Genomic DNA, 21026 nt, shown 5'->3' on the forward strand with positions numbered 1-21026 from the left:
CAGGGATCAATTTACCATGACGTATCCACTCAGTTTAACCGGGCAGCCGGCCCTGTGGCCGGGCCATCAGCCAGAGACGCCAGCGCCGCTTGCGCAGCCACAGGACTAACAGCATCAACAACGTGCTGAAGGAGACCAGCGCTGGCCCCACCACGATGTAAATGTGATAACCCAGCGTCACCGTATGTTCACCGGGGGTCAGGCGCACACCGATAAAGCCATCATCCAGCGCTCTGGGCGCAACTTTCTGCCCATCCACCATCAGGTAGTAGCCAGCGTAGCGAACATAGGGCAGCGTGTAGAGCGTCGGGGCTGGCACCGACACGTGGAAGCTAGGGTAACCGTTGATGTAGCCATTGGGCGTCTGGAGCACATTCTCCCGGCTGATGGGCGGCAGCGTCTGCGCGGACAGTTGCCGGAAGGTGTCGCCCTGCATGATGCTGTTATTCAGGTAATCGGGATAGAGGCGGAGGGTGTGGAACGCCGCCAATGGGCTGTTGAGCGCGCTCTGCACCGGCAGCCAGGCGGCGGCCAGCAGCGCCGCCAGTGCCAGCCCGCCTACGGCGGGGCGCCAGGCCAGCAGGCGTTGCAGCGGCACGGCGGCATAGAGTGCCAGCAGGGCGCAGGCGCAGGTGAGCAACCGCCAGGGGAACTGCATCAGGTTAAACAGCGGCGTCTTCAGCGGCAGCCAGTTCCAATTCACCAGATTGGTGGAGAGCAGCACCAGCAGCAGCCCGGTTGCCAGCAGGGTCTTGCCACGCCGGCCAATCGGCAGGCACAGCCCCAGCAGGCTGAGCAGCAGCAGCGGCAGGCCGGGCGAGGAGTAGGTGCCCGCCTGAGTCAGCCCATACTGGCTGGGCAGGCCGAGCAGCGTTTGCAGCAGGTCGCTCTTGTACCTGTCCATATAGTGGTAGCTGAACAGCATCCCCTTGAAGGCGTAGAGATCGGAATGGCGCATGTGGTAGAGCAGCGGCCCCCAGTAGAGGCAGGTGAGCGCCAAAATAATCAGCACGGCCCGCACCAAAAACCGCAGGTTGGCGAAGGTGAACATCGCCCGGACATTCAGGGCGGCGAACAGCAGGAAGAAGATCACGCAGGCAATCACGCTGGGGATGTTGGAGAGCAGGATCAGCGTGGCGGCGATGGGAATCAGCCGGATGTCACGCCGATCGCCCACCAGCGAGCTACAGCCACGGATAAACAGTGGCATCACCGCCATCGCCAGACACTCGCCGACGGCGAAACGGATAAAGATGTTATTGAGGAAGTAGACCGAACTGAGGAACAGCAGGGCGCACAGGCCACCCATCGCGGCGCTGCCATGCTCCCGTCGGCCAGCAAACCATGCGCTGGCAAAGCCAATGCCGAGGATAAACACGAACACCAGCTTCATCTGCACCACGTCAGAGGCGAGGCCGAAGGTCAGGGCGCGCGCCAGCAAAAATAGCAGCGAACTGAGCGGCGGGTAGAACATCTGCCAGCTGTAGCCATACTGGTTGGCGTTCCAGTAGTCAAACAGCGGCGGGAACTGGCCATGCGCCAGCGCCTGATTCAGCGAGGTCATGCGCAGCAGGTGTGCTTCCCAATCATGCCCATACCAGATCGCGCCCTGCAACAGCGGCACCATTACCATGACCGCCAGGGCGGCCAGCGCGGCAATCCGCACTCCTCTCTCTTTGCCCATGCTCATTGCCCTTGCTGACGCCGGTTGACAGAAGCCACACGATAAAAGCTTTTGCCAGGGCGCGCCATCCACCCGTCCCACTCTTTTTGCATTTTGTGCGGCGCATTCCAACCCTGCGTCAGGCCGCGCTGTCCGGGCAGGGCGTGGGGCGGTGATGGCCACGGATGGCGGTTGGCAGGAAGCCGAAACGGCTACGGAAGCGGCCGGCGAAGCGTGAACCGCTCTCGTAGCCAACCTGCTGGGCGATGGTGGCGATGGCCGCGTCGGTGCTCTGCAACAGGCGCAGCGCATGGGTCATGCGGGTGTCGGTGATGAGGTTGCGCAGCGCACCCTCTTCGGCCGCCAGCCGGCGGCGCAGCATCACCTCATTCATCTCCAGCCGTTCGGCCACCTCCGCCGCTGACCACGGGTGGGCGATGTCGCTCATCAGCAGATCGCGTACCTGCTGGGTCAGGGTCTGGGCGCGGCGGTCTGCCAGCCGGACGCCATGCTCCGCCAGCCAGAGCAACGGCTCGCGCATCCGGTGGTGGACAATCGCCGTTGGCAGCGGCGGTTCCTGTGCCAGCGCGTCAAACAGGTTCTCCAGCGTCAGGGTAAAGTGGCGATGCGGGGCGGCAATTGGCGTGGCGGCGTGCGGCATCCGGGCCGGCGGCGCCTCGCGGTCAAAGGCGGCGAGTAGCGTCTCGTCCCAGCTGAGGGTACGGCTGGCGTAGCGGCCCCGTTCGTCCAGATCCATATGGACTTCGATCATCTGGCCGCCGTCCAGCGCCAGCATCTCACCCTCGCGCACCAGCCAGTCACCCTCGGCGGTCTGGACCCGTTGGGAGCCGTGCAGAACCTGAAGCAGGCTGGGGCGACTGAGGTACAGCCCAGAGATGGTGAGCGCGCTGTGCTGGATAATGTGGCTGGCAATGCCGGTGCCGGGGTAAGCGTAAAGGGTGCGTTGCATAATCGTGACTGTGTGGCAGTAAGCAGCCGGCAACCGATGAGCGGTTACCGGCGCAAGGCGGGGGGCGAGCCGCCGCCTAAAACAGCGGGCGGCGATCGGCGAACTGGCCGTAGGCGTGGGTCAGCTCCTTCTGGCGGCTGGTATGGCCGATCAGTTCGGCTAGCTGATCCATGCGTGCGCGCAACAGTTGGGTCACCTGCGCCTCGTTTGCCAGGGTGCGGTCGAGCAGCGTGCGGATGGCGGCCTGCGTGGGGGCAGGCACCGGGCTTGCTGCCATCAGGGCGGTGGCCCGCTCGACCTGCTTGGCGTATTGGATCTCTATCTCCACCAGCGCCTGCCATTGGGCCTGATTGGCCAGCGCGAGCATCTGCTCGCTGAGTCCGAAAACCAGCTGATATTCGGTAATAAGGTGCGGGTGGCGATCCATTAATTCACATCCTGAGAGGGTTGGGGGTAGGGGCCTACCTGCTGCCAGGCCTCGGCGAGGTTGCTTAGCAGCGCCGCAACCTCATCCAGTGCCGCCGGGTCATTGTGCAGATTGGCCTGAAGCAGGCGCTGGCACATGTAGTCATACAGCGCTTCCAGGTTGGCGACCAGCGCCGGGTCGCCCTTCTCCGCATCCAGGCCAGCCTTCAGCCCGTTGTCGATGATGTTGATCGCCTTGGAGATCGCCTCGCCCTTGTGGACGATGTCACCCTGGGCCATAAACAGGCCAGCGCGAATCAGCGCGCTACGCGCGCCGTCAAACAGCAGGACGATCAACTGGTGCGGGGTGGCGCTCATCACGCTGCTCTCCAGCCCCACCTGTTGATAGGAGCTGACGCCGGAACGATGGTACATAACGCGTCCTTATTAGCTCGACGTACTGAACTGCTGGGTCAGGTAGGTCGAGGTGTTGTTGAGTTTGGAGACCAGCGTGTCGAGCTGGGTGAATTGTGTTTTGTAGCGCGCCATGGTGGCGTCGATGCTGTCGCTCATCGCGTCATACTGCTTGCTCAGGGTCTTCAGCGTGGTGTTGATGCTGTCGGTGGCGTTCTTGATCACCCCCTCTTTGCCGGTCGAGGTGCTCAGCATGGTGGTCAGGGTGCTGTCCATCATGGTGGCAAAGCCGGTGGTTTTGCCATCGCCAATGAAGTAGTCGGCCACGCCCTGCGGGTTATCGCTCAGGGCCTTGGTCAGCTTGGTGTCATCGATGACCAAGTTGCCGCTGGAGCCGTCAGAGCCAATGGTCGGATCCTGGGTGATGCCGAGCTGCGCCATGATCGCCAGGCTGCTGCTCTGGACGCTGGTCAACTGGCTGCGCAACTGGGACTGGATACTGCGCACGGTGCTGTTGCCTAGCAACGCGCCGTTGCTGGTGGACTGGTCTTCGCCGCTCTCCACCGCGGTGTATTTGGTGACGGTGGCGATGGTGCTTTGCAGCGAGTTATAGGCGGTGACCCACGCCTTGATGGCGGTTTTGGTGTCATCGGTGGCGCGCGTCACCTCCAGTTGCTCGCTGCTGCCCGAGGCGCTGGCGGATTTCAGCGTCAGCGTCACGCCCTGCGGCGCGTCGGTGATGGTGTTGCTGCTGCGCTCAATGGCCACGCCGTTGACCGTCAGCTTGGCGTTCTGCGAGGCCACCTGCTCGGTCATGCCGTTGCTGGCGCTGCCGCTGGTGTAGCCAATCACGCCCTGCAAAGTGTCGTCGCCGCTGACGCTGACCGTCATGTCATAGTCGGTGCCGGTGGACTTGGAGGTGAGCATCAGGCGGTAGTCGCTGTCATTGGCCTTGATGATGGTGGCGCTGACGTCGCCGCCGCTCTTGTTGATGGCGTCCGCAATGCCGCTCAGGGTGGTCTGCTCATCGGTCAGGCTGACGGTCAGCGGCGTGCTGTTGCCGGCCTGCGTGATGGTCAGGGTGCGGGTGCCGGCACCGCTGGTGCCCAGCTGCGTGCTGTTGCTGCTGATGGCGCTGGAGAGCAGGGATTGCGCCTTGGCGACCTGCGTCACGGAGACCGAATAGCTGCCGACGTCGGCGGTGCTGTCGGTGGTGGCGGTAAAGGCGGTGTTGGTGCTGCTGACCGTGGTGCTATTAAAGGCGGTGCTCTTGGTCAGCGCGGCGGTCGCCGTCTCCAGACTTTGCAGCGAGCTTTGCAGTTTGCCATAAGCGCTCAACTGGCTCTGGTAGCTGGATTGCTGATCCGTGATGGTGGTGAGCTTCGACTTCTCTGCGGTTTCCAGAGAGGTATAAAGGGTGTCGAGATCGAGGTTAGAGCCGACGCCCAGGTTGCTGATAGTTGCCACGATGCTTCCTATAAATGAAGGGGATGACCTAAAAAGAGGTATCGGCCCGAATAGTGAAAAGTTTACGCAACCGCCAAAAAAATGATGCGCGGAATAGCGAGCCAGAACGGGGGGTATTAAGGCGATAGTGCATAGAGAAGGAAGAGAGGAGGGCGCATTATTCTTTTATCCGCCGGCGTTTATTTCGCCGACGAGGCGAACCGAAATCACTTTAATAAGTTTAATTCGTCTAAAATCAACAAATTAACGAATTTTATTATTTCATTCTAAAGTTCTGTGAAGTCACGCCGATACTTTTTAGGACGGTGAGAGACGCCGTGGGTAAATAAGCCCAAACCTAAACAAATTTTGATATTGAAGGAAGAATACAATGGCCGTTATCAATACTAACCTGATGTCCCTGACTACTCAGAACAACCTGAACAAATCTCAGTCTACCCTGAGCACCGCCATTGAGCGCCTCTCCTCTGGCCTGCGTATCAACAGCGCAAAAGATGACGCAGCAGGTCAGGCGATCTCCAACCGTTTCACCTCCAACATCAAAGGCCTGACTCAGGCAGCCCGTAACGCCAACGACGGCATCTCTATGGCGCAGACCGCTGAAGGCGCGCTGAACGAGATCAACACCAACTTACAGCGTGTCCGTGAGCTGACTGTTCAGGCGAAAAACGGCACCAACAGCGCCAGCGACCTGACCTCCCTGCAGGACGAAGTGACCGCACGTGTTGCTGAGATCAACCGTATCGCCAGCCAGACCTCTTTCAACGGCACCAACCTGCTGGACGGCAGCGCAGGTACTGACGGTAAAGTTAGCATCCAGGTTGGTGCAGACGATGGCCAGACCATCACCCTGGATCTGTCTGGCGCGAAAGCCGATGCCACCACCCTGGGTGTGAATGCCATTGACCTGACCTCTATGGATGACACCGACACTACCCTGGCAACCATTGACGATGCTATCAGCACCGTTGACAAAGCACGTAGTGGCCTGGGTGCGGTACAGAACCGTTTCGACTCCACCATCAACAACCTGAACAACACCGTGACCAACCTGAGCGCCGCGCAGTCCCGTATTCAGGATGCTGACTACGCGACCGAAGTCTCCAACATGAGCCGCGCGCAGATCCTGCAACAGGCTGGCACCTCCGTGCTGTCTCAGGCGAACCAGGTTCCGCAGAACGTCCTGTCCCTGCTGCGTTAATCGCTTAGCCGGACCTGACAAGACCCCGCCTCGGCGGGGTTTATTTTGGGTGGTGCTCCGCCTTAAGTTAAATTTTTTTCATCATTGCGTTGTTTGGCGGTGAATGTCGTGTAAAGTAACGCCGGCGATTAAGAATTATCTTAAGGCATCTTGGAAAAGCCTGTCGGACAACCCACAAATAGCCGCCTTTTTTGCGGTTTGTTCCACCGATTACTTCGCACCGGCATAGGGATAATGCATACAGACCCTCAATTTGCCAGGTTTCGACAGTGAGCGATCTGTATACCGCCGAAGGCGTAATCGACAAAAATTCTCTGTGGCAGCGCTATGTTCCGCTGGTCCGCCATGAAGCCCTGCGCCTGCAGGTGCGGCTGCCGGCCAGTGTCGAGCTGGATGACCTGCTGCAAGCGGGTGGGATCGGGCTGCTTAACGCAGTGGAACGCTACGACGCGCTACAGGGGACGGCTTTCACCACCTATGCGGTGCAACGCATCCGCGGGGCCATGCTGGACGAACTGCGCAGCCGTGACTGGGCGCCGCGCAGCGTACGGCGCAATGCACGGGAAGTGCAGGTGGCCATGCAGCAGGCAGAGCAGCAGCTCGGCCGGCCGCCGACGGAGGGGGAGGTGGCCCACGCGTTGTCCATCCCGTTGGAGGAGTACCGTCAGATCCTGATGGACACCAACAACAGCCAACTCTTCTCTTACGACGAGTGGCGCGAGGAGCACGGCGACAGCGCCGATGCGCTAATGGAGGGGCATGAGGAGAGCAATCCGCTGCACCACCTGATGGAGGGCAATCTGCGCCAGCGGGTGATGGACGCGATTGAGGCCCTGCCCGAGCGCGAAAAAATGGTGTTAACACTGTATTACCAGGAAGAGCTGAACCTGAAGGAGATCGGGGCTGTGCTTGAGGTCGGGGAGTCCCGCGTCAGCCAGCTGCACAGTCAGGCTATCAAGCGCTTGCGAGCCAGACTTAACGCCGATCATTAAGCGCCGCCTGCCCAACAGGTCTGCGCCCTCGGAGTTCCGCCCCTTAAAAGCAACACATTAGCGGAATTTTATATGCCAGGTACATCTGTTAAAAAACGGCCGTTGAGCCGTTACCTTAAAGACTACAAACACAGCCAGACTCACTGCTCCCAATGCGCCAAGCACCTTGACCGGATGGCGCTGGTCTTCCGTGGGCAGATCATCAATAAAGAAGCCATCGCCGGTATGGACCAGCTGATCGACGATCAGGTGTGGCTGAAGCTACAGGACGAGCTGATGGCGCTGTGCCGCTTTTGCAGCGAGATCTCCTGCAACAGCAACCCGGAGTATTTCGACATCAAGGCCTTCAAGCAGTATCTGTTTGAGCAGACCGAGATGAGCCACAGCACGGTGCGCGAGTACGTGGTGCGCCTGCGCCGCCTCGACGAGATGCTGATTGCCCGCAACTACCCGCGCGAGCGCATCAGCGGTGACAGCATCCATCAGCGGATCATTGAGGACTTGCCGGACGCTGGCCACAACAACTACCGCATCGCCCTGCGCAAATATGACCAGTACCTCGCGTGGCAGAGCCAGCCGCGCTGACCACTTAAGGCCCGGCCACCCCAGCCGGGCCTTTCATTTGTGCCGCTAATGGGTGTAATCGGCCAAATCAATCACGATTGCGTCCTGCAACGGGTGATTGTTACAGAAACATCTGCTAGATCTATAGGTTGTATCTCGACACTTTCCTAAGGGGAACCGGGTGAGCAACCTCTCCACACCATCTTACCGTTATCTGAGTGACCAACTGGCCGCCGTGCCGCGCCTTGATCTGGTCGGCCCCGCCACGCCGCTGGAGCGGCTCGACCGCCTCTCGGACTATCTGGGCCATGAGATCTACATCAAGCGCGACGACACCACGCCGATGGCGCTGGGCGGCAACAAGCTGCGCAAGCTGGAGTTTCTGGCCGCTGACGCGCTGCGTGAGGGGGCTGACACGCTGGTGACCGCCGGTGCCATTCAGTCCAACCATGTGCGCCAGACGGCGGCGGTGGCCGCGCGCCTCGGCCTGCACTGCGTGGCGCTGCTGGAGAACCCGTTTGCCGCGGGCGGCTACCAGCCCGGCGACAACTACCTCGCCAACGGCAACCGTCGGCTGCTCGATCTCTTCAACACTGAAGTGGTGATGTGCGACGCGCTGCATGACCCGCAGGCGCAGTTGCGGGACGAGGCGGAGCGGCTGGAGGCGCAGGGCTTCCGCCCCTACGTCATCCCGGTGGGCGGCTCCAACGACCTCGGCGGGCTGGGCTATGTGCAGTGTGCGCTGGAGATTGCCGACCAAGGGCAGCAGGTGGCGTTTGGCAGCGTGGTGGTGGCCTCCGGCAGCGCCGGTACGCACGCTGGGCTGGCGGTGGGCCTGCAACAATTGATGCCGGAGACGGCGCTGATTGGCGTGACGGTCTCGCGCAAGGCGCAGGATCAGCGCCCCAAGGTGGAGGCACTGCAACAGGCGATCGCCGCCCGGCTGGGGCTGACGGACGCGCCCGCGCCGATCACCCTGTGGGACGAGTACTTCGCGCCGCAGTATGGCGAGCCGAACGAGGAGGGGATGGCGGCGATCAAGCTGCTCGCCTCGCAGGAGGGGATTCTGCTGGACCCGGTCTACAGCGGCAAGGCGATGGCCGGGCTGATTGATGGTCTGGCGCGCCAGCGCTTTGCCAGCGGGCCGATTCTGTTTGTGCATACCGGCGGCGCGCCAGCGCTGTTTGCCTATCCACCGGCGGTATGACAGGCTCGCTTATGCCATTCAGGACTAAGGATAAGGTGATTCATTCCTGTTAACCGGGACACCAAATGATAACATCCTGAAAATAATAAACTGATTGATAAGGGGTACGTATGGGTTTTTCCGCATTTCGTCGCAACCTGCTGTTGGGTATGGTGGCTGTCACACTGACCGGTGGCGTGGTGAGCAACACCCTCGCCGCTGACCTGCTGGACAAGGTCAAGCAGCGCGGATCGCTGGTGGTCGGGCTGGAGGGGACTTACCCGCCATTCAGCTTCCAGGGTGAAGATGGCAAGCTGACCGGTTTTGAGGTGGAGTTCGCCCAGTCGCTGGCGCAGCATCTGGGCGTGCAGGCCAAGCTGTCGCCGACCAAATGGGACGGTATGCTGGCCTCACTGGACTCTGGCCGCATCGACGTGGTGATCAATCAGGTCACGATTTCCGACGAGCGCAAGAAGAAGTACGACTTCTCCACCCCGTACACCATTTCGGGCATCCAGACGCTGACCAAAAAGGGCAGCGAGGGCGGCATCACCAAGCCTGAGGATCTGGGTGGCAAGAAAGTGGGCGTGGGTCTGGGCAGCAACTACGAGCAGTGGCTGCGTGAGAACGTGAAGGGCGTGGACATCCGTACCTATGATGATGATCCGACCAAATATCAGGATCTGCGCTTTGGCCGCGTTGACGCCATTCTGGTAGACCGTCTGGCGGCGCTGGATCTGGTGAAGAAGACCGGCAACACCATGGCGGTGGCAGGCCCGGCCTTCTCCCGTCTGGAGTCGGGCGTGGCGCTGCGCAAGAACAACCCGCAGCTGCTGGCCGCCATTGACAAGGCCATTGCTGACATGCAGCAGGATGGCTCCCTGAGCAAAATCTCCGAGAAGTGGTTCGGCGCTGACGTCACCAAGTAACCCCCGCGCCGGCGAGCGATCGCCGGCCCGTTTTCCACCTCCGGCGCGCTGCGCCGTCAGGGTCTGCACATATGCAAGAAAGTCTTCAACTGGTGCTGGATTCCGCACCTTTTTTATTGAAGGGTACTCTGTTCACCCTTCAGCTGAGTATCGGCGGCATGGCCTTTGGTCTGGCGCTGGGCTTTTTGCTGGCGCTGATGCGCCTCTCCCGCTTCTGGCCGCTGGCCTGGCTGTCACGCATCTACGTCTCCATCTTCCGTGGCACCCCGCTGATCGCCCAGCTGTTCATGATCTACTACGGCCTGCCGCAGTTCGGCATTGAGCTGGACCCGATTCCGGCGGCGCTGATTGGCCTGTCGCTCAATACCGCCGCTTACACCTCCGAGACGCTGCGCGCCGCCATCTCCTCGATTGAGAAGGGGCAGTGGGAGGCCGCCGCCAGCATCGGCATGACGCCGTGGCAAACCCTGCGCCGGGTGATCCTGCCGCAGGCGGCGCGCACCGCCTTGCCGCCGCTCGGCAACAGCTTCATCAGTCTGGTGAAGGACACCTCGCTGGCCGCCACCATCCAGGTGCCGGAGCTGTTCCGTCAGGCGCAGCTGATCACCTCGCGCACCTTTGAGGTGTTCACCATGTATCTGGCCGCCTCCCTGATCTACTGGGTGCTGGCCACCGTGCTTTCGGCCTTGCAGAACCGCCTTGAGGCCCGCGCCAACCGACAGGATCAGGAGTAACCATGAGTGCCATTGATGTCAAAAACCTGACCAAGGCCTTCAAGGGCAATACGGTACTGCACGGGATCGACCTGTCAGTCAACGCCGGTGAAGTGGTGGCGATCATCGGGCCGAGTGGCTCGGGCAAAACCACGCTGCTGCGCAGCATCAACCTGCTGGAGACGCCGGATGGCGGCACCATCCAGGTGGGCAACATCACCATCGACGGCAGTCAGCCCCTGAGCCGCCAGAAGGCGCAGGTGCGCGCGCTGCGCCAGCAGGTGGGCTTCGTGTTCCAGAACTTCAACCTGTTCCCGCACCGTTCGGTGCTGGAGAACATCATTGAGGGGCCGGTGATTGTGAAGGGCGAGAAGCGCGCCGAGGCGGAGCAGCGGGCGCGTGAATTGCTGGCGAAAGTGGGGCTGAGCGGCAAGGAGAGCGCCTACCCACGCCGCCTCTCCGGCGGCCAGCAGCAGCGGGTGGCCATCGCCCGCGCGCTGGCGATGCGCCCGGAGGTGATTCTGTTTGATGAGCCAACCTCGGCGCTTGACCCGGAGCTGGTGGGCGAGGTGCTGAACACCATCCGCGCGCTGGCGCAGGAGCACCGCACCATGGTGATCGTCACCCATGAGATGAGCTTTGCCCGCGACGTGGCGGATCGTGCCATCTTTATGGACAACGGCCGCATTGTTGAGCAGGGGCCGGCCAAGGCGCTGTTTACTCATCCGCAGCAGGCGCGCACCCGCCAGTTCCTCGACAAGTTCCTGAACTCGTAACGCCCGGCGAAAAAAAAGGGGAACCCAGTGGGTTCCCCTTTTTATTGGCTAATGGTTGGCTTAGCCGATGGTCATCAGGTTGGCGTTGCCGCCCGCCGCCGCGGTGTTGACGGAGAGCGAACGCTCCAGCAACAGGCGCTCCAGCAGCAGGTGGGTCTCGCCACGGGCGAAGCCCTGCACCGAGACAATCGCGCCAGCGCGTTTCGCCACATGCTCGCACAGGGCGCGCAGCTGGTCAGAGTCGCCGTGGTAGATCACCGCGTCATAGGCCGCGTTGTCCGACTGCCACTCTGGCGTAAAGTCGATACGCGCCCGCACCTCAGCTGGCAGGCGGCCAAACAGCGCACGCTGCATCTCACCCTCCGGCCACAGCGCACGGCTGCCCACCGCCAGCACGCCCGCCAGTTGCGTCCAGGCGTCGTTCTCATCTTCCGCCAGACAGAGCACATGCTCGCGCGGCATCAGGGCGTAGGTGTTGCGCTCGCCCGTCGGGCCGGGCAGGGTGCGCACGGTGCCACCCTGCGCCCACTCGGCGTAGTGCTGGCAGAGTGCCGCCAGCGGCGCCATCTGCTGGCCCTGCGCCCAGGCTTGCAGCGCCTGCAATGGGGCCTGCAACGGCGCGCGGGCGCTGCTGTCGAGGGCCAGTTGCTGATCCTGACGCGACAGGGTGCGGTGCACCGCGTCGTCCGGACGGCTGGAGAGCAGGCGGTAGAGGTAGAGCGGGCCGCCCGCCTTCGGGCCAGTGCCGGAGAGGCCCTCGCCACCGAACGGCTGCACGCCGACCACCGCGCCCACCATGTTGCGGTTGACGTAGAGGTTACCCACCTTCGCCTTGCTGGTGACGCGGGCGATGGTCTCGTCGATGCGGGTGTGCACGCCGAGCGTCAGGCCATAACCGGCGGCGTTGATCTGGTCGATCAGGCCGTCGAGGTTCTGGCGGGAGTAGCGCACCACGTGCAGCACTGGGCCAAAGATCTCGCGCTTCAGCTCATCAAAGCTCTCTAGCTCAATCAGCGTCGGCTTGACGAAGGTGCCAGTTGGCCACTCCTTCTCATCCTGCGCATTGGCGCGCGCCGCCTGATAGACCTTGCGGCCCTTGGCGCGCATCGCGTTGATGTGCTTCTCGATGTTGGCCTTGGCCTCGGCATCAATCACCGGGCCGACGTCCGTGGAGAGGCGCTCTGGGTTGCCCATGCGGCACTCGGCCATCGCGCCGCGCAGCATCTCCAGCGTGCGGTCGGCCACTTCGTCCTGCACGCAGAGCACGCGCAGGGCGGAGCAGCGCTGGCCGGCGCTGTCAAAGGCGGAGGCCACCACGTCAGTCACCACCTGCTCGGTCAGCGCCGAGGAGTCAACGATCATCGCGTTCAGGCCGCCGGTTTCGGCGATCAGCGGCGTCGGGCGGCCCTGCGGGTCGAGGCGTCCGGCGATGTTGCGTTGCAGCAGCGCCGCCACTTCGGTGGAGCCGGTGAACATCACGCCGCGCACGCGGGCATCATTCACCAGCGCCGCGCCGACGGTGGCACCGTCACCCGGCAGCAGTTGCAGCACGCCCGCCGGAACGCCGGCCTCGTGCAGCAGCTTCACTGCCAGCATGGCGATCAGCGGGGTCTGCTCCGCCGGTTTCGCCAGCACGCTGTTGCCTGCCGCCAGCGCGGCAGCAATCTGGCCGGTAAAGATTGCCAGCGGGAAGTTCCACGGGCTGATACAGACCACTGGGCCAAGCGGGCGGTGGCTGTCATTGGCAAAGTCCTGCTCAATCAGGCCCGCGTAGTAGTGCAGGAAGTCAACGGCCTCACGCACCTCGGCGATGGCGTTGCTGAAGGTCTTGCCCGCCTCGCGTACCAGTACGCCCAGCAGGTTCTGCATCTGCGCTTCCATCAATTCGGCGGCGCGCACCAGAATGGCGGCACGCTCCTCCGGCGGGGTAGCGAACCAGATCGGGCCAGCGTCAGCAGAGGCGTCCAGCGCGCGGCCAATCTCGGCCGGGGTCGCTTCACGCACGCTGCCGACCACGTCACGCGGCTCGGCCGGGTTGATCACCGGCTGCGCCTCGCCCGCGTCTTTCTCGGCGTCAATCAGCGGCTCGGCCTGCAACGGATGGGCGGCCGTGCTAAGCAGGGCGCTGGAGAGCGAGGCCAGACGGTGTTCGTTGGCCAGATCCAGGCCCGCGGAGTTGACGCGCTCGTCGCCATACAATTCACGCGGCAGCGGAATGCGCGGGTGCGGCAGGCCCATCTGGCCCTCCTGTGCCGCCAGCCCCTCCACGGCGCTCACCGGATCGGCCACCAGCTCCTCCAGCGGCAGGGTGGCGTCCGCGATGCGGTTAACGAACGAGGTGTTGGCCCCGTTCTCCAGCAGGCGGCGCACCAGATAGGCGAGCAGCGTTTCGTGGGTGCCAACCGGCGCATAGATACGGCACGGACGGTTCAGCTTGCCGTCGGCCACCTTGCCCACTACCTGCTCGTACAGCGGTTCGCCCATGCCGTGCAGGCACTGGAACTCATACTGGCCGGGGTAGTAGTTGTTGCCGGCGAGGTGATAGATCGCCGCCAGCGTGTGGGCGTTGTGGGTGGCGAACTGCGGGTAGATCAGGTTCGGCACCGAGAGCAGCTTGCGGGCGCAGGCCAGATAAGAGACGTCGGTGTAGACCTTGCGGGTGTAGACCGGGTAGCCTTCGAGGCCATCCATCTGCGCGCGCTTGATCTCGCTGTCCCAGTAGGCACCCTTCACCAGACGGATCATCAGGCGGCGGCGGCTGCGGTTGGCGAGGTCAATCAGTGAGTCGATAACAAACGGGCAGCGCTTCTGGTAGGCCTGAATCACAAAGCCAATACCATGCCAACCGGCCAGCTGCGGTTCGAAGCAGAGTTTCTCCAGCAGGTCGAGGGAGATCTCCAGACGATCAGCCTCTTCGGCGTCAATGTTGATGCCGATGTCATATTTGCGCGCTTGCAGGGTCAGCGCCAGCAGGCGCGGGTAGAGCTCCTCCATCACGCGCTCATACTGGGCGCGGCTATAGCGCGGGTGCAGCGCCGACAGCTTGATGGAGATGCCGGGGCCTTCATAGATGCCACGGCCATTGGAGGCCTTGCCAATCGCATGGATCGCCTGCTGGTAGGAGGCGAGGTACGCCTGCGCGTCCGCCTCGGTCAGCGCCGCTTCACCCAGCATGTCGTAGGAGTAGCGGAAGCCGCGCTCCTCCAGCTTGCGGGCATTGGCCAGCGCCTCGGCGATGGTCTCGCCGGTCACGAACTGTTCACCCATCAGGCGCATCGCCATGTCTACGCCCTTGCGGATCAGCGGCTCGCCGCTCTTGCCGATGATGCGGTTCAGGGAGCGGGAGAGGTTGGCCTCATTGTGGGTGGAGACCAGACGGCCGGTGAACAGCAGGCCCCAGGTGGCGGCGTTGACGAACAGCGAGGAGCTGCGGCCCACGTGGGAGTGCCAGTTGCCGTTGCTGATTTTGTCACGGATCAGCGCGTCACGCGTCGCCTTGTCCGGGATACGCAGCAGCGCCTCCGCCAGACACATCAGCGCCACGCCCTCTTGTGAGGAGAGGGAGAACTCTTGAAGCAGCCCTTGCACCATGCCGGCGCGCCCACTTGCACCTTTTTGGTGCCTCAGCTTCTCGGCAATGCGATAGGCGAGTTGGTGGGTGGAGTCTGCCAACGCTGCGGGCAGGCGTGCCTGCTCCAGCAACATGGGCACCGCTTCGGTCTCCGGGCGGCGATAGGCAGCGGTGATGGCCGAGCGGGTCACCGACTGCGGCAGGATCTGCTCAGCAAACTCCAGGAAGGGCTGCGGGGCCTCGCTGGTGGGCAGGGCAAATGCCTCTTCACCCTCTTGGCTTGGCGTGCCGGCCGCCGGGAACTCCGGCAGATCCTCGCCACTCTCCAGGCGCGCCAGATAGGTGAAAACTGCCTGTTTGATTAACCAATGCGGCGTGCGATCGATGCGTTGCGCGGCGGTTTTGATGCGATCGCGTGTTGCTTCGTCCAGCTTCACGCCCATAGTGGTAGTGCCCATGCCAACTGACTCCTGTAATTAATGCAACTGCTCTAAGGATATGGTGCACGGGGCAGGGAAGGCCGCCCCGTTTGACGCATATGACAGTAACGCGCGCTGAGCATAGCGCCGCTGACCATCATGTTGCAACTAAGTGCAACCCTGTTTTTGGTTTGTAAAACCATGCAGGATTCATGCCGCTTTTTACCCGAAATTTTGCTAACAAAATAACCAGGCACGAAAATTGCTAGGTTTTAGCCGCCTGCTGTTCGGGCGGCCGGGGAAAAGCGAAGCCCAGGCCCGGTGGGAGAAGGTTCGGGTATCACTGCTGCACTTTTGTTATAGCCTAAGGTGATACCGCGGAACCGCTAGTTAGTACAACCGCTGGTTATTATTTGTGTGATGGAGCGTAAGCTTTATGTTTCTTGAATGTTAAATGACTTGGCGAACGCGACAGACCTCATCTAGGATGGGCCGCGCCCCTGACCCCGGCAGCCATAAAAAGGGCAGGGTCGCAACCCGGATAGTCTGAAAGTTGACAAGGTTATACCCGATACCCCGTTCCGGTATCGCTTATGCCTGGCCGTCGCTCCGGCTGCCGGGAAACATGACAGGGCGTTTCACAGGGGTTACCCAGGTGAATACTCATGACAAAGTACGTGGAGAATCTACATGACAGTAAGTACACCTATGTTGGTGACATTTCTGGTCTATATCCTGGGGATGGTAGTAATTGGGTTGCTGGCCTACCGCCGCACCACAAATTTTGACGACTACATTCTGGGCGGCCGCAGCCTGGGCAGCGTGGTGACCGCGCTCTCCGCCGGTGCCTCTGACATGAGCGGCTGGTTGCTGATGGGCCTGCCGGGTGCCATCTTCATCTCCGGCATCTCGGAGAGCTGGATCGCCATCGGCCTGACGCTGGGCGCTTACCTCAACTGGAAGCTGGTGGCGGGCCGCCTGCGTGTCCACACCGAGGCCAACAACAACGCGTTGACGCTGCCGGACTACTTCACCAGCCGGTTTGAGGATACCAGCAAGCTGCTGCGCATCATCTCGGCACTGGTGATCCTGGTCTTCTTCACCATCTACTGCGCCTCGGGCATTGTGGCCGGTGCCCGCCTGTTCGAGAGCACCTTTGGCATGAGCTATGAGACCGCGCTGTGGGCCGGGGCCGCCGCGACCATCCTCTACACCTTCATCGGTGGCTTTTTGGCCGTGAGCTGGACGGATACCGTGCAGGCGTCGCTGATGATCTTCGCGCTGATCCTGACGCCGGTGTTCGTGATTCTGGCCGTCGGCGGCATTGATAGCTCGATGCTGGTGATTGAGGCGAAAAGCCCGGCCTACGTTGACATGTTCAAGGGGCTGAACCTGGTTGCCATCCTGTCACTGCTGGGCTGGGGTCTGGGCTACTTCGGCCAGCCGCACATTCTGGCACGCTTCATGGCGGCGGACTCACACCACACCATCCGTAATGCGCGCCGCATCAGCATGACCTGGATGATCCTCTGTCTGGCAGGCACCATCGCCGTCGGCTTCTTCGGCATCGCCTACTTCAGCAACAACCCGGCGCAGGCTGGCACCGTGACCGAAAATGGCGAGCGCGTCTTTATCGAGCTGGCGAAAATCCTGTTCAACCCGTGGATTGCCGGTATCCTGCTCTCCGCCATTCTGGCGGCGGTGATGAGTACCTTGAGCTGCCAGCTGCTGGTCTGCTCCAGCGCCATCACGGAAGATCTTTACAAAGCCTTCCTGCGCAAAAATGCTGGCCAGCATGAGCTGGTGTGGGTCGGCCGCCTGATGGTGCTGGTGGTGGCGCTGGTCGCTATCGCGCTGGCCGCCAACCCGGAGAACCGCGTGCTGGGTCTGGTGAGCTACGCCTGGGCTGGCTTCGGTGCGGCATTCGGGCCGGTGATCCTGATCTCGGTGATGTGGTCACGCATGACACGCAACGGCGCACTGGCGGGGATGCTGGTGGGCGCACTGACGGTGATCTTCTGGAAACAGTATGGCTGGCAAGAGCTGTATGAAATTATCCCTGGCTTCCTGTTTGCCTCTGTCGCCATCGTGGTGGTGAGCCTGATGGGCCGCCAGCCCTCCAAGGTGGTCACCGAGCGCTTCCGCGTGGCCGAGGCGGAGTTCAACACCCGCTAAATGATGGGCGCCCAAGCGGTGCCACATCACGCGATTTACCAAGGCCCCCCTGTGGGGCCTTGTGCTTTTCCCGTGGCAACAGTGGCGTGCCTCATCACCGTGCAAATTCTCCCGTCCTCCCCCCTTGCTTTTCTTTTTTTTGGAATGATAATCACTCTCGTTTTCTTTTACCTAACTTTACAGAGCCGCCCTGCCGGGCGTCGCACCCTTGGGGTAAGCCGTGATGTTTGTGCCATTTCTGATTATGTTCCGTGAAGGGCTGGAAGCCGCCTTGATTGTCAGTTTGATTGCTGGCTATCTGGCGCGCACTGGCCGCCGCCGTTGGCTGGGCGTGGTGTGGCTGGGCATTGGGCTGGCCGCGGCGCTCTGTCTGGCGCTGGGCATGGCGATCAACGCCACCACCGGCGAATTTCCGCAGAAGCAGCAGGAGCTGTTTGAGGGGCTGGTGGCGGTGGTCGCGGTGGCGATGCTGACCTACATGGTGTTCTGGATGCGCAAGGCGTCGCGCTCCGTCAAGGGGCAACTGGAGCAGGCGATCGATCAGGCGCTCAGCAAACATGCCAGCAGCCGCGCGCAGGCGTGGGCGCTGGTGGCGATGGTGTTCTTTGCCGTGGCGCGCGAGGGGCTGGAGTCGGTGTTCTTCCTGCTCGCTGCCTTCCAGCAGGATGTCGGCGCGGCGGCACCGGCTGGCGCGCTGCTGGGGCTGGCCTGCGCCATGCTGCTGGGCGCGCTGATCTACTGGGGCGGCGTGCGGCTCAATCTGGCGCGCTTCTTCAAGTGGAGCGGCCTGTTCATCCTGCTGGTGGCCGCCGGGCTGGCCGCTGGCGCGATCCGCGCCTTCCACGAGGCCGGGCTGTGGAATGGTTTCCAGTCGCTGGCCTGGGATCTGAGCGGCGTGCTCTCCACCCACTCGTTGGGCGGCACCCTGCTGGAGGGGATATTTGGTTATCAGGAGTCCCCGACCGTCAGTGAGGTGGTGGTCTACTTCGCCTACCTGATCCCAGCCTTGATCCTCTTCTTTCTGCCTTACCACCGCACGCCGACGGCCACCCGTGGCCGGGCGTAATTTGATGACTTTTTTCAGGGAGTGCCTGTGATGTCCACCTTGTCCCGTTTTGCCCTGCGCCGCGCGCTCAATCTGGCCCTGCTGGCGCTGCCAGCCTGCGCCCTCAGCACCACCGCACTGGCCGCCGACCTGCGTCAGGTCAACGTTACCGTCACCGACAAACAGTGTGAGCCGATGCAGCTCACCGTGCCGGCGGGCAAAACCCAGTTTATCGTGCGCAATGCCAGCCAGAAGGCGCTGGAGTGGGAGATCCTGCAAGGGGTGATGGTGGTGGAGGAGCGCGAGAACATCGCGCCGGGCTTCACCCAGAAGATGACTGCCACCCTCGAGCCGGGCGAGTATGACATGACCTGCGGCCTGCTCAGCAACCCGAAGGGCAAGCTGACGGTCACCGCCGGGGCGGCCGCGGCCAAGCCGGATGCCGCCGCGCTGATTGGCCCGCTCGCCGAGTATAAGGTGTATGTGATGAGCGAGGTGGGGCAACTGGTGATCCAGACGCAGGCCTTCACCGAGGCGGTGAAGCGCGGCGATCTGGCGCAGGCGCGAGCGCTCTATGCACCGACGCGCCAGCACTATGAGCGCATCGAGCCGATTGCCGAGCTGTTCTCTGATCTCGACGGCAGCATCGACGCGCGTGAGGATGACTTTGAGCAGAAGGCGGCAGACCCGGCCTTCACCGGCTTCCACCGTCTGGAGAAGATCCTGTTTGGCGACAACACCACGCAGGGCGGCGCACCCTTCGCCGATCGCCTGCTGGCGGATACCCGCGCGCTGCAAACCCGCATCAGCGAGCTGACCTTCCCGCCCTCCAAGGTGGTGGGTGGCGCGGCCGGGCTGGTGGAGGAGATTGCCGCCAGCAAGATTAGCGGTGAGGAAGATCGCTACAGCCGCACCGACCTGTGGGATTTTCAGGCGAACATTGATGGCGCGCAGAAGATCGTTAACTTGCTGCGCCCGCTGCTGGTGAAGGCCGATCCGGCGCTGCTGGCAAAAATCGACGGTAACTTTGCCAAGGTCGATAGCCTGCTGGCGAAGTACCGCACCAGCAACGGCTTTGCCTCCTATGAGAAGCTCACCGATGCCGACCGCAACGCCATGAAGGGGCCGATCACCGCACTGGCGGAAGATCTCTCCACGCTGCGCGGCGTACTGGGTCTGGATTGAGGCCATCACGATGAGCAAAACCACTGGCGCGGCGGGCGGCGGTTGCCCGTTCGGCGGGCACCAGCCAGCCCGGCGGCGTTTGCTGCTGGGGATGGGGGCGCTGGGCGGCGCGCTGGCGCTCCGTGGCCCGGCGCATGCCGAGCCGCCGGCCGCCCCGGCGTGCTGCCGCCTGACGCGCGTGAGATGCGCCAGCCCTTCTATGGCGCGCACCAGTCCGGCATCCTGACGCCACAGCAGGCGTCAGCGATGCTGGTGGCCTTTGATGTGCTGGCCACCAACCGTGAGGATCTGCGCCGCCTGTTCGCGCTGCTCACCGCGCGTGTTGCCTTCCTCACGCAAGGGGGCGAGGCTCCGGCGGCAGATCCGAAACTGCCGCCCCGGGACTCCGGCATCCTTGGCGCGCGCATCAGCCCGGACAACCTGACGATGACGCTCTCCGTCGGCCACGCGCTGTTTGACGAGCGCTTTGGGCTGGCGGCGCAGAAGCCGCTGCACCTGCAACGGATGACGCGCTTTCCCAACGATTCGCTGGACGCCGCCCAGTGCCACGGCGACCTGTTGTTGCAGATTTGCGCCAACAGCAGCGACACGGTGATCCACGCCCTGCGCGACATCATCAAGCACACGCCGGATCTGCTGGCGGTGCGCTGGCGGCGCGAGGGCTTTATCTCGCCCCATGCGGCGCGCAGCCAGGAGACGCCCATCAATTTGCTCGGCTTCAAGGATGGCACCGCCAACCCCGACACCCGCAACGCGGCGCTGATGGGGCAGGCGATCTGGGTAACGGAGGGGCAGGGCGAACCGGCGTGGGCGGTGGGCGGCAGCTATCAGGCGGTGCGCATCATCCGTTTCCACGTTGAGTCCTGGGATCGCACGCCGTTGCAGGAGCAGGAGGCGATCTTTGGCCGCCACAAGCTCAGCGGCGCGCCGCTCGGCATGGCGCAGGAGCATGACGTGCCCGACTACCGCGCCGACCCGCAGGGGCAGGTGATCCCGCTGGATGCCCATATCCGGCTGGCGAACCCGCGCACGCCGGAGAGTGCCAGCAGCCTGATGCTACGGCGCGGCTACAGCTACTCGCAGGGCATCAGCGCCTCCGGGCAGCTGGAGATGGGGTTGCTGTTCATCTGCTACCAGCACGATCTGGAGCAGGGCTTTTTGGCGGTGCAGCGGCGGCTGAATGGCGAGGCGCTGGAGGAGTATGTACGGCCGATCGGCGGCGGTTACTTCTTCGCGCTGCCCGGGGTGCGCGAGGGGCAAATATTGGGTGAGGCGCTGCTAAAAATGTGACGCCGTTAACAGTTAGCCCCGCTTGAGTAAACCGGTCGCTTAAGGCGGCCTGTTTTATGCA

The 21026-nt window shown here is 62.7% G+C and carries 16 protein-coding genes and 1 pseudogene; 11 read left to right on the forward strand and 6 right to left on the reverse strand.

The features are described from left to right. Positions 1-34 precede the first annotated feature (34 nt). From ACK3SD_RS07445 to fliD, 5 genes are all read right to left on the reverse strand, one after another. Positions 35-1690, reverse strand: a complete 1656-nt coding sequence (locus ACK3SD_RS07445; protein WP_481127309.1) for a hypothetical protein — start codon at positions 1688-1690, stop codon at positions 35-37. A 112-nt stretch (positions 1691-1802) separates the two neighbouring features. Next, positions 1803-2633, reverse strand: coding sequence for a helix-turn-helix transcriptional regulator (locus ACK3SD_RS07450; protein WP_481127310.1), 831 nt, complete (start codon positions 2631-2633; stop codon positions 1803-1805). A gap of 76 nt (positions 2634-2709) precedes the next feature. After that, positions 2710-3060, reverse strand: coding sequence for a flagellar protein FliT (fliT, locus tag ACK3SD_RS07455; protein WP_481127311.1), 351 nt, complete (start codon positions 3058-3060; stop codon positions 2710-2712). Continuing rightward, complete coding sequence (gene fliS / locus ACK3SD_RS07460; protein WP_481127312.1) at positions 3060-3473, reverse strand: flagellar export chaperone FliS; 414 nt, start codon at positions 3471-3473, stop codon at positions 3060-3062. The genes fliT and fliS overlap by 1 nt, the downstream gene beginning before the upstream one ends. A 12-nt stretch (positions 3474-3485) precedes the next feature. Continuing rightward, a complete protein-coding gene (gene fliD / locus ACK3SD_RS07465) occupies positions 3486-4919 on the reverse strand; it encodes a flagellar filament capping protein FliD (RefSeq protein WP_481127313.1) in 1434 nt (477 codons plus the stop codon). Positions 4920-5289: 370 nt separating this feature from the next. On the opposite strand from fliD, the gene ACK3SD_RS07470 reads away from it, so the two are divergent. The 7 genes from ACK3SD_RS07470 (at position 5290) to tcyN (ending at position 11280) form a co-directional block, all read left to right on the forward strand. Next, positions 5290-6120, forward strand: a complete 831-nt coding sequence (locus tag ACK3SD_RS07470; protein ID WP_481127314.1) for a flagellin N-terminal helical domain-containing protein — start codon at positions 5290-5292, stop codon at positions 6118-6120. Between the two features lie 269 nt (positions 6121-6389). Then, on the forward strand, positions 6390-7112 hold the full coding sequence (locus tag ACK3SD_RS07475) for an RNA polymerase sigma factor FliA (RefSeq protein WP_137762957.1): 723 nt from the start codon (positions 6390-6392) through the stop codon (positions 7110-7112). Between the two features lie 72 nt (positions 7113-7184). Then, a complete protein-coding gene (gene fliZ / locus ACK3SD_RS07480; protein ID WP_137762958.1) occupies positions 7185-7697 on the forward strand; it encodes a flagella biosynthesis regulatory protein FliZ in 513 nt (170 codons plus the stop codon). 193 nt (positions 7698-7890) lie between these two features. Next, positions 7891-8883 carry a D-cysteine desulfhydrase gene (locus tag ACK3SD_RS07485; protein ID WP_481127513.1) on the forward strand — a complete coding sequence of 331 codons (993 nt, stop codon included), beginning with the start codon at positions 7891-7893 and terminating at the stop codon, positions 8881-8883. Between the two features lie 110 nt (positions 8884-8993). Beyond that, the gene (tcyJ, locus tag ACK3SD_RS07490) at positions 8994-9791 is read left to right on the forward strand and encodes a cystine ABC transporter substrate-binding protein (RefSeq protein ID WP_481127315.1); all 798 of its coding nucleotides are present in this window, start codon (positions 8994-8996) and stop codon (positions 9789-9791) included. A gap of 71 nt (positions 9792-9862) precedes the next feature. Further along, positions 9863-10525: a cystine ABC transporter permease gene (tcyL, locus tag ACK3SD_RS07495; RefSeq protein ID WP_481127316.1), complete on the forward strand. Its 663-nt coding sequence runs from the start codon at positions 9863-9865 to the stop codon at positions 10523-10525. Positions 10526-10527: 2 nt separating this feature from the next. Beyond that, positions 10528-11280, forward strand: a complete 753-nt coding sequence (gene tcyN, locus ACK3SD_RS07500; RefSeq protein ID WP_481127317.1) for an L-cystine ABC transporter ATP-binding protein TcyN — start codon at positions 10528-10530, stop codon at positions 11278-11280. Positions 11281-11340: 60 nt separating this feature from the next. Here the strand turns inward: tcyN and putA are convergent, their stop codons facing one another. After that, on the reverse strand, positions 11341-15309 hold the full coding sequence (gene putA / locus ACK3SD_RS07505; RefSeq protein ID WP_481127318.1) for a trifunctional transcriptional regulator/proline dehydrogenase/L-glutamate gamma-semialdehyde dehydrogenase: 3969 nt from the start codon (positions 15307-15309) through the stop codon (positions 11341-11343). A 651-nt stretch (positions 15310-15960) separates the two neighbouring features. Here putA and putP point away from each other — a divergent pair. From putP to efeB, 4 genes and pseudogenes are all read left to right on the forward strand, one after another. Next, positions 15961-17445 (forward strand): sodium/proline symporter PutP, encoded by a 1485-nt coding sequence (gene putP, locus ACK3SD_RS07510; RefSeq protein ID WP_481127319.1) that lies wholly within the window; start codon positions 15961-15963, stop codon positions 17443-17445. 223 nt (positions 17446-17668) lie between these two features. Further along, positions 17669-18511, forward strand: coding sequence for an iron uptake transporter permease EfeU (gene efeU / locus ACK3SD_RS07515; RefSeq protein WP_137762964.1), 843 nt, complete (start codon positions 17669-17671; stop codon positions 18509-18511). 30 nt (positions 18512-18541) lie between these two features. Continuing rightward, on the forward strand, positions 18542-19675 hold the full coding sequence (gene efeO, locus ACK3SD_RS07520) for an iron uptake system protein EfeO (RefSeq protein ID WP_481127320.1): 1134 nt from the start codon (positions 18542-18544) through the stop codon (positions 19673-19675). Positions 19676-19685: 10 nt separating this feature from the next. After that, positions 19686-20965, forward strand: a pseudogene (gene efeB / locus ACK3SD_RS07525) (iron uptake transporter deferrochelatase/peroxidase subunit). The last annotated feature ends 61 nt before the right edge of the window (positions 20966-21026 follow it).

The organism is Chimaeribacter sp. YP20170169 (assembly GCF_056739715.1).